Source organism: Sulfurihydrogenibium sp. (genome assembly GCF_028276765.1).
GTDB lineage: Bacteria > Aquificota > Aquificia > Aquificales > Hydrogenothermaceae > Sulfurihydrogenibium.
Genome location: NZ_JAPYVU010000022.1, coordinates 22,814 through 29,397 on the forward strand (window position 1 = coordinate 22,814; position 6,584 = coordinate 29,397).

Annotated in this window: 6 protein-coding genes and 1 pseudogene; 2 read left to right on the top strand and 5 right to left on the bottom strand. The window is 31.6% G+C overall.

Annotation, left to right across the window (positions count from 1 at the left end; all coding sequences use genetic code 11):
* Nucleotides 1-10 precede the first annotated feature (10 nt).
* Nucleotides 11-619 (bottom strand): septum site-determining protein MinC, encoded by a 609-nt coding sequence (gene minC / locus Q0929_RS04970; protein WP_299238533.1) that lies wholly within the window; start codon nucleotides 617-619, stop codon nucleotides 11-13.
* 83 nt (nucleotides 620-702) lie between these two features.
* Here minC and lysA point away from each other — a divergent pair, with 83 nt between their 5' ends.
* Entirely contained in the window at nucleotides 703-1,962 is a 1,260-nt protein-coding gene (gene lysA / locus Q0929_RS04975; RefSeq protein WP_299238535.1) for a diaminopimelate decarboxylase, read from the top strand.
* Nucleotides 1,959-3,233, top strand: a complete 1,275-nt coding sequence (gene purD, locus Q0929_RS04980; RefSeq protein WP_299238537.1) for a phosphoribosylamine--glycine ligase — start codon at nucleotides 1,959-1,961, stop codon at nucleotides 3,231-3,233. Before lysA ends, purD begins: the two co-directional genes overlap by 4 nt.
* 194 nt (nucleotides 3,234-3,427) lie before the next feature.
* Here the strand turns inward: purD and Q0929_RS04985 are convergent.
* The 4 genes and pseudogenes from Q0929_RS04985 to Q0929_RS05000 all read right to left on the bottom strand — a co-directional run.
* A pseudogene (locus Q0929_RS04985) lies at nucleotides 3,428-3,587 on the bottom strand (DDE transposase); the annotation flags it as partial.
* A gap of 15 nt (nucleotides 3,588-3,602) precedes the next feature.
* A complete protein-coding gene (locus Q0929_RS04990) occupies nucleotides 3,603-4,049 on the bottom strand; it encodes a hypothetical protein (protein ID WP_299238539.1) in 447 nt (148 codons plus the stop codon).
* Between the two features lie 58 nt (nucleotides 4,050-4,107).
* Nucleotides 4,108-4,245, bottom strand: a complete 138-nt coding sequence (locus Q0929_RS04995; protein ID WP_299238541.1) for a hypothetical protein — start codon at nucleotides 4,243-4,245, stop codon at nucleotides 4,108-4,110.
* 20 nt (nucleotides 4,246-4,265) lie between these two features.
* Entirely contained in the window at nucleotides 4,266-6,284 is a 2,019-nt protein-coding gene (locus Q0929_RS05000) for a hypothetical protein (RefSeq protein WP_299238543.1), read from the bottom strand.
* Nucleotides 6,285-6,584: the final 300 nt, after the last annotated feature.

Consider the following 6,584-nt stretch of genomic DNA (forward strand, 5'->3'; position numbering starts at 1 on the left):
TACACCTCTTTTACTTAATTTTATCTATAACTATTGCATTATTTTCAATATATGCAATTTCTGGAGAATTTGACTCTTTAGCTTCATCATAAGGTTCATCAGGAGACCTTGCAATATAATTAGAGATCCTTATTTGTTGGGGTCTAAGTTTTAATGCCATAACTACGGCTGTTTCATCTCCATTGGCTCCGGCATGTACTACACCTCTTAAATTACCCATGACGATAACGTTTCCGGAAGAAACTACATAAGCATCAGGGTTAACATCACCAAGGATTAGAACATCTCCATCATACTCTATTTTTTGACCGCTTCTTAGTGTTTTATTTATAATTTTTAAAGATTTTTTTTGAGTAACACCTTTTAAACTCTCTTTATTATTCTTTGTATTTTGAAATCCTAAAACTGATGCATTAAAATCTTTTAAAACCTTTTCTATCTCAGCTTTTGATTCTTCGTTTAGCTCTAACCCGTTATAATCAACAACAGCATAAGACCCTTTAAAGAAAGCAGAAGAAAGTTTATGTTTAAGTTCATCAATATTTTCTTGCAAGCTTTTACTTGGGTCTAATTTAATAAGCAAAGCTGGTACAGTCAACCCTTTTATTTCTACGCCCATATATGCTTATCCTTCTTGAAAAATTTATAAAATTATGATTATCTATTCTACTGCAATTTTTATTTGGAGGCAAAACTTTATTAATGCATCAGGTATATAATTACTTCGGATACATAGAAAAAAAACTTTACTGTGAAGAGGTTAGCATAGCAAATTTAGCTTCAAAGGTTGGCACTCCATTCTTTGTTTACAGTAAAAAAGCAATTTTAGATAAAATTAACCAGTATAAAGAAGCGTTTAAAGATTATGATACGTTAATCTGCTATGCTTTAAAAGCAAATTCTAATCTTAGTCTACTGAAAATTTTTGAAGAAAATGGTCTTGGTGCCGACATTGTATCCGGCGGAGAGCTTTATAAGGCAAAAAAAGCCGGATTTCCTTCAAACAAGATAGTTTATGCCGGGGTTGGGAAAACGGACTTTGAAATTAGTTATGCTATAAGTGAAAACATTCTTTCTTTTAACGTTGAAAGCTTTATGGAGCTTGACGTCATCAATGAAATTGCAGGCAAACAGGGGAAAAAAGCCAATGTGTCTATAAGAGTTAATCCTAATGTAGACCCAAAAACCCATCCTTACATTTCAACAGGACTAAAGAAAAGCAAATTTGGAATAGATATAGACCAAGCAATAGATGCTTATAAAAAGGCTGTGAAGCTTGAAAATTTGAACGTGGTAGGCGTTCATTGTCATATAGGCTCTCAGATAATGGACGTTTCTGTATTTAGAGAAGCTGCTGAAAAAGTGGTTGACCTTGTGTTTAAACTAAAAAAAGAAGGAATCGAATTAAAATTTATAGATATGGGCGGTGGTCTTGGAGTTAAGTATCATCCAGATGACAACCCGCCTACTCCAAAAGATTTAGCAGACGCAATAATTCCTGTAGTAAAACAAACCGGATTAAAGCTAATAATAGAGCCGGGAAGGTCTTTGATTGCTGAAGCCGGAGCATTAATAACGAAAGTAATCTTTTTAAAAGATAAACAAGAAAAACATTTCGTTATTGTTGATTCTGGAATGAATGACCTTGTAAGACCTGCTATGTATAATGCTTATCACCATGTTTTAAACGTTCAAGAAAAAGATGAAGAGATGATAGCTGATATAGTGGGTCCAATTTGCGAGACAGGAGATTTTTTAGCTCTCGATAGAAGAATTGGAAAAGTAGAAAGAGGAGATTTATTAGCCATAATGACTGCCGGAGCTTATGGTAGCAGCATGTCATCAAACTACAACGTAAGACCAAGAGCGTTAGAAGTATTGGTTGATGGTCCTAACTTTAAAGTAATAAAAGAAAGAGAAGACTATAAACATATATCAAAATATGAAGAGGAAGTGCTATGAAAGTATTGGTTGTAGGAAATGGTGGAAGAGAACATGCTTTAGTTTGGAAGATTAAACAAAGTAGCCTTGTAAAAGAAGTATACTGTGCAAGCGGGAACGCCGGTATAGGCAAAATAGCAAAAAGAGTAAATATATCTCCAACGGATATATACAATCTTGTTAGATTTGCAAAAGAAAATAAGATAGATTTGACAGTTGTAGGACCAGAACAGCCATTATCCGAGGGCATTGTTGATAGATTTAATGAAGAAGGATTAAAAATATTCGGACATCAAAAATCAGCCGCAATTTTAGAGGCAAGTAAAGTTTTTGCTAAAAATTTAATGAAAAAGTACGACATTCCTACGGCAAAGTTTGAAAGCTTTGAAAAAGAAGAAGATGCTATAAAGTTTATAAAGGAAGTAGGAGCACCAATAGTTATAAAAGCTGATGGTCTTGCCGCCGGCAAAGGTGTAGTTGTAGCAAAAACAGAAGAAGAAGCTGTCCGGGCAGTGAAAGATATGTTTGCCGGAAAGTTTGGACCGGCAAGTAAAAGAGTTGTGATTGAAGAGTTTTTAGAAGGAGAAGAAGCATCTTATATATGCTTTGTCAAAGATGATAAACTTGTTCCAATGCCAGCATCTCAAGACCATAAAAGAGCTTATGATAACGACGAAGGACCAAATACCGGCGGCATGGGTGCATACTCTCCATGCAGTCTTATAACTCCAGAAATGGAAAAAGAGATCCAAGAAAGGATAATGTACCCAATCCTTAAAGCAATGATTAATGAAGGAAGAAGCATGTGTGGCTTTTTGTATGCTGGTCTTATGATAGGACCAAAAGGTATAAATGTTTTAGAGTTTAACGTTAGAATGGGAGACCCGGAGACTCAGCCAATAATGAGAAGATTACAATCAGATTTAGTTGAGCATATTTTAGAAATTCTTGAAGGAAATATTGAAAATGTAAAACCAAAATGGAATCCTGACTATGCTATCGGCGTTGTAATGGCATCTAAGGGCTATCCTTATGCTTATGAAAAAGGAAAGGTAATTACAGGAATAGAAGAGGCAGAAAAAGACCAAGATGTAGTTGTATTCCATGCCGGAACTGAAGAGGTAGATGGAAAGATAATAACAAACGGTGGAAGAGTTTTAACTGTAACGGCAACAGGTGAAGACATCTTTAAAGCAAGGGAAAAAGTTTACTCAGCTATAGAAAAGATTCATTTTGAAGGAGCTTTTTATAGAAAGGATATAGGATTTAGAGAGGTAAATAGAAAGAAGTGATGTTAGAACGGCTTTAGTGGGTAGGTGATTTAAAGCTGATATTTATTATAGTATTTTGAATTTTGCAAAAACTGTTATACTGATTATTTTTTTATTTTGGTAACCCATCAATTTATTCCACCTAAACATTTATATAAACTATTATCAATATTATCCCTAAGGTTATACCTAAATTCAAGCTCTTTTAGATATTAGATAAAATTATCCTTACTTACACCATGAAATTTTAGTAGCCTCTCCTTTGCATAACTCCAAAATCCTTCTATGCCATTTATATACACTTTGCCGTTTGCAAACTTTACACTTTTATTTAAATCCATACATCACAAGACCATCATAACTTTTGAATTTATCTGCATATATTAAACTTCATCTCTTTACTTTCTTTATGGTTTCTCTCAGTTTTCCTCCAAAATAGCTTTCATCCATTTCTACTTCTCCTGATAGAAGCTGGTTATCTTTTGAGACAAATTTGTATATACACTGTCTAAGCTTTGTGTAGATCTTGTGCGTAGTATTGTAAGCCAAATCAAGCTCTTTATGTGCTTTATTAACTGGAACTTCAAGGATGAATAGTTTTACAGCCAATATAAATTTAGAGAATGGAATTTTTAAATCCTCAAGGATACTGTCTTTTCTAACACTCCATTCTTTTTTACATTTATAGCATTTGTAGAAGTTTCTTCTGATTTTACCAATGTTCTTAGCATTACAGAAAGGACAGCTATCAAATGTTTTGAGAACGCCTTTTTCTCTTAAAAATTCCTCTGCTTTTTCTTCTGATGATGCTATCTGTAGTAATTCTACTAAATTCACTTTTTACCCCCTATACTACTTACTACTTATTATAGCATAGGTGGATTATTTTGAGCAATTACCAAGAAAAAAATTCATCTAAAAGCATTTTACTATTTTCTTCTGGTAGAAAAACTTCTGGTTTTTCTAATGCATTTACAGGTAAAAAATACAAAAATATCAAAATTCCTATTAAAGTTTTGTATACTTTAATCATATTTAACCTCCAAAATCTTTCTATTCTTCCACATCAGCTAAATATATATAATAATCAGGTATAAAACCAAAATATTCCCTTTTATAAACTAAGCATAAATTTGCTTTATATATTTTTCCTGCTTTCATATTTTCCAATACATCTTTCCTTATACCTGCTATATGATAAAAAGGTCCTGATCTTGTCATACCTTTAACGTTTAAAATATCTCCTATGGAAATTCTTTTACCTGCAATAATTTCGGTTTGTATAGCTTTACAGGGATAAATAGGACCGAATGATAAATCTTTAGATTCAGGTTCATACTCTTGAGCGTTTTCTGGTATTTGAAAATCTTCATCTTTTATTTGCTTAATCTCTTTTAGTTCATTTTCTAATTTTTTTACCTTTTCTTTTTCTCCTCTCTTTTTATACCTCTCTATTTCTTTCTGTATAGCATAAATAGTTGCATTTTTTACATCTCGCCTTATCTCTGTCATCATTTCTTGAATTGTACCAAGAAGTTCTCCTTCAATTGGTTCTTCTTGAATTGTTCTTTCAACTTTTCCTATTGTAAAATAGGGCTCATCCTTAGTAAAAGGCATTACAGGATTTCCAATTTTTAAAGTATAAGGCATTTGAATATTAAAATCTCTTTTTAAATCATACTCAATAACCGCTCCATCGGGAATAAAGGCTTTACAACTGTCTGGTTTTTCTCTTATAAAAGTTATTTCATAATCTGGAACTCTTGGATCTATTCTTGTTGATTTTTTAACAACAGCTTTAATTGAGTTTTTGTCAGTACAACCGTTAGTATTTACTTTTATTTTGATTTTATGATCTTCAATGTTTAAAGAACTTAAAACTAATATGCCTTCTTCTGTTGGGAAAAAAGAATATTTTACTGATTTTATATCAGACTTATTTGAGGTCCCTAAAATTCCTCCCCATTCTACTGCGGTAAATCCTTTTCTTATATGTGTTTTAATTTGAGGTTCTATTAATTTTTCTTTACTATCGTAAGTACCTTCAAAATAAAAGATTACTCTAATAAAAGTATCTGGTCTTGGGTTTATTTTAACTGCTATATTTTCATCTAAAAATTCTTCACTTAGTAATCTAATTTTATAATAAGGATATCCTTTTAGTTCACCAAGCCAATACTCTTTAAAGTCTTTTATTTCTTTTTCATTAAGTCCTAATTTAGGAAGATTCACATCAAACCATTTTTCCAAATCTGTGGTTTTAACTATCCAACCTTCTTTTGGTAAATCAATTGAATTTTCTAATGCTACTTCGTAGAAAAGATACGGATATTTATTATCTATCAACCCATTTGGATTAGCTATAACTAACCATTTATCTTTGTATTCTGGAATAGTTTTTGTAATCTGTCCTTTTGGTTTCAAGATTACTTCTACTTTTTCAGTTTTATTTGGATAAAGATAAAGAGCCGGTTTTTTTACAGCGGGTAAAGGATAATTTTCTTCAGCTTCTTCGCAGGTTAATAATTTCATTTCTTTATTTTCATCTCTTACTAAGGTAAAGCAAAGTATTTCTTGTTTGGTTGGGCAACAAGAGGGATCAGTTCCTTTATGGGTAAGAAGTGATAAATATATGAAGTCTCTCTGAAAATAAACAAATCCTGGCTGAAATCTTAAATCTTTTATTACAACTCTATCACCAAGTTCAATTGAATTAGTCTGAACGATTTTATCATCTTCTTTTACAAGAGCTGTTATTTCAAAAAACACGCCACTTCCACCAAAATTTTCGGAAAGTATAACTATGGCAAATGGTGGCAAGAATTTGGGTTTAAATATGCCGTATTTTTCTATCTTTACACTGAGATAATTTTCCATATCCTCTTTGTTGCCAGGTCTTAATGGAGTTTCATATTTTCCATTCTTCAATGTAACTGTTTGCTCTGAATACTTTAAATGATATGTAAAGTTTTTAACGATCTCTTCATTTAGATTATTAGAATCTTCTAAAGCTATAGCTGGTTGTATCATAAGTAAAAAAATCCACATAATTATATATTTAAAAGCTTTCATAATTAACCCTCCTTATAAGTGATTTTAATTTTTATTCTTCTAATGTAAACATATATAACTATTTCTATCAGAAGCACTGCAATAGCACTTAATAAGAATAGAATTACGCTCCCTTCTAAAGATGAAACGATATTTTTTTGTATTAATAAGTTATTAACTAATTTAATTAGAAGTATACTTTGGGTGAGAAATTCAAATATAAATAAAACATCTAAAAAAACTCCTTGGTGGCAGTTAAAATTGTAATAGCAAAAATTCCACCAAGGAGGTAAAAATGCAAAACTCTAATCTTTATTTTAC